Origin of the sequence: Prevotella rectalis (assembly GCF_900607215.1) — a bacterium.
Taxonomy (GTDB): domain Bacteria; phylum Bacteroidota; class Bacteroidia; order Bacteroidales; family Bacteroidaceae; genus Prevotella; species Prevotella brunnea.
In genome coordinates, this window is record NZ_LR027822.1 from 552,542 (window position 1) to 554,901 (window position 2,360).

At 42.8% G+C, this 2,360-nt stretch carries 2 protein-coding genes and 1 pseudogene; 2 read left to right on the forward strand and 1 reads right to left on the reverse strand.

Annotated features, from left to right (window positions below; all coding sequences use genetic code 11):
* Window positions 1-485: 485 nt before the first annotated feature.
* Window positions 486-617: a hypothetical protein gene (locus tag E0E16_RS14460; protein ID WP_255418195.1), complete on the reverse strand. Its 132-nt coding sequence runs from the start codon at window positions 615-617 to the stop codon at window positions 486-488.
* Between the two features lie 15 nt (window positions 618-632).
* On the opposite strand from E0E16_RS14460, the gene E0E16_RS10615 reads away from it, so the two are divergent.
* Window positions 633-1,862 carry a site-specific integrase gene (locus tag E0E16_RS10615; RefSeq protein WP_130830283.1) on the forward strand — a complete coding sequence of 410 codons (1,230 nt, stop codon included), beginning with the start codon at window positions 633-635 and terminating at the stop codon, window positions 1,860-1,862.
* 59 nt (window positions 1,863-1,921) lie between these two features.
* Window positions 1,922-2,359: pseudogene (locus tag E0E16_RS10620) on the forward strand (Arm DNA-binding domain-containing protein); the annotation flags it as partial.
* Window position 2,360 lies beyond the last annotated feature (1 nt).

The window sequence follows — 2,360 nt, forward strand, 5'->3', positions numbered from 1 at the left end:
TGGAACGCCGAAAATATGGCGAACGACGGTCTTATGCCATCTTCACCAAAGGTCCCAGGGGGCATCGAGCCCCCTAAGACCTTGCCGAAAATATGACGGAACTTAGGTGTTGTCCATCTTCTTTTATGCAAGTGCACTGACTTCAAATTTAAACTATATAATGTTAATGTCAAGTCATTCAGTAAATAAGAAAATATTTGACAAGTAAAACAGAAATACATCGTCAGATCTGACAAGTGAATTCAGGAAAAGACACAAAATAGCATTCGTTTTGCAAAAGCTTAGCTATTGCATTGCAAAACCTAAGCTTTTGGATGGTAAAAGGTAAGCTTTTGGAGTGCAACTAATCAACGAAAATGAAGAAATATCGAAGTTGGTGTAAACTGACTGATAATGAGAAGGAAACGGAATAATTTGCATAGAACTTCCTTTTTCAAAAAGGGCAGGTATACGCAGATTTAGGCAGAAGTTCAGTTACTAAACCGTTACCCGATTTTGCCATAGGTAACGATGGAGTAATTTTCGGTAACTGAGTTATTTTCGCTCGTGTGGCTGTTGCTGCGGTTGGCAGTTTTCTGCATAAGTGAGGAACGCTTTGAAATTGGTAATTTTGCCACAAAACATCAAAGCGTATGAAAACAGAAAAAATGAAGGTGTTGCTCTACCTCAAAAAGAGTGGTCTGGACAAGTCGGGTAAAGCACCGATTATGGGACGGATAACCATTGGGCGTTCCATCGCACAGTTCAGTTGCAAGCTCTCCTGCAATCCTGACTTGTGGAATCCCCGTGAGAGCAGAATGGACGGAAAAAGTCGTGAGGCGGTGGAGGTGAATGGCAGGTTGGAGAACTTGCTGCTGTCCATTCAGTCAGCCTATCAGTCTTTGCTTGCAAGAGGTTGCCCATTTGACGTAACCGATGTGAAGGAACTGTTTCAAGGCAGTGTGCAGACACGGTGCATGCTCATCGAAAGGCTTGATATGCTCATCAAAGAGAAAGAAAGTCATATCGGTGTAGACCTCAGAAAAGAGTCAATGGCAAGCTATCACTCCACGAGAATCCACTTGCAGGAGTTCATCCAAGCGAAGTATAAGGTTTCTGACTTAGCCTTCTCACAACTGACAGAGAACTTCATCCATGAGTTTCAGCAGTACTTCTTGGGAGAGTGTGGATTTCAGGAAAGCTCATTCTACAATGTCGCCACCCATTTGAAAACAGTTTGCAGGCTGGCTTACCGTGAGGGATTGGCAGACATCCTGCTTTTCGACAAAGTCAAAATCAGCAAGGGCGATAAGAAACTCCCAAAGGCACTTGACAGACGTTCACTTGACAAACTAATGAATACCCACTTCGGAGAGTTGGAGGAAGAAATGGAAACAGCAAGGGATTTGTTTGTTTTTGCCTGTCATACAGGTGTAGCCTATTGTGATTTAATGGGATTAAGTAAGACACATCTTGTCCGTGATGATGAGGAAAATCTTTGGATGAAGTTCAATAGGAAGAAGACAGGTGTACTTTGCCGTATTAAGTTGTTGCCTGAAGCGATTAGGATAATAGAGAAGTATCGAGGCGAAGAAAGGGAAAGACTGCTGCCACAGATGAAGTATGCCACCTATCAGTCGTATCTTAAAGCATTGCGCCTTAGAGAGGATATAGCCTTTCCCTTTACCACGCATACGGCAAGACACACCTTTGCCACACTTATCACGCTTGAGCAAGGAGTACCTATTGAAACGGTGAGCAAGATGCTCGGACATAGCAACGTAAGCATGACCGAGCGTTATGCAAAGGTTACACCCAAGAAACTCTTTGAGGAATTTGACCGTTTCCTTTCTTTCACCGAAGAAATGCAACTGGCTATCTAATCCTTATCAAATCATTTGATTTATTATCTATTCATTTAAAATTTCAAAATACCAAGACAATGAGAAGTACATTCAAGATTCTGTTCTATATCAACAGACAGAAGACAAAGGCAGACGGCAATACTACCATTCTCTGCCGTATCACCATTGACGGAAAGAATACCGCCATTACCACAGGAGAAGAGTGTAAATTCTCCGAGTGGAACACCAAGCAGGGTTTGACAACCAACAAGAAGACCAATCAAAGAATTAATGAGTTCAGGGATTTAGTGGAAAAGACCTATCGGGACATTCTTGTAAAGGATGGAGTAGTAAGTGTGGAACTTGTAAAAAACCGCTTACAGGGTATTGCCACCAATCCGACCACACTCCTTGCCATGAGCAGGGCGGAACTGCAAGCAGTCAAAGAAAGCGTTGGCAGGTCAAGGGCAGAGGGCACTTATCTGAACCTGTTCTATTCTGACAGAAATCTCCGTGAATTTGTCGAAAACAAAGGAG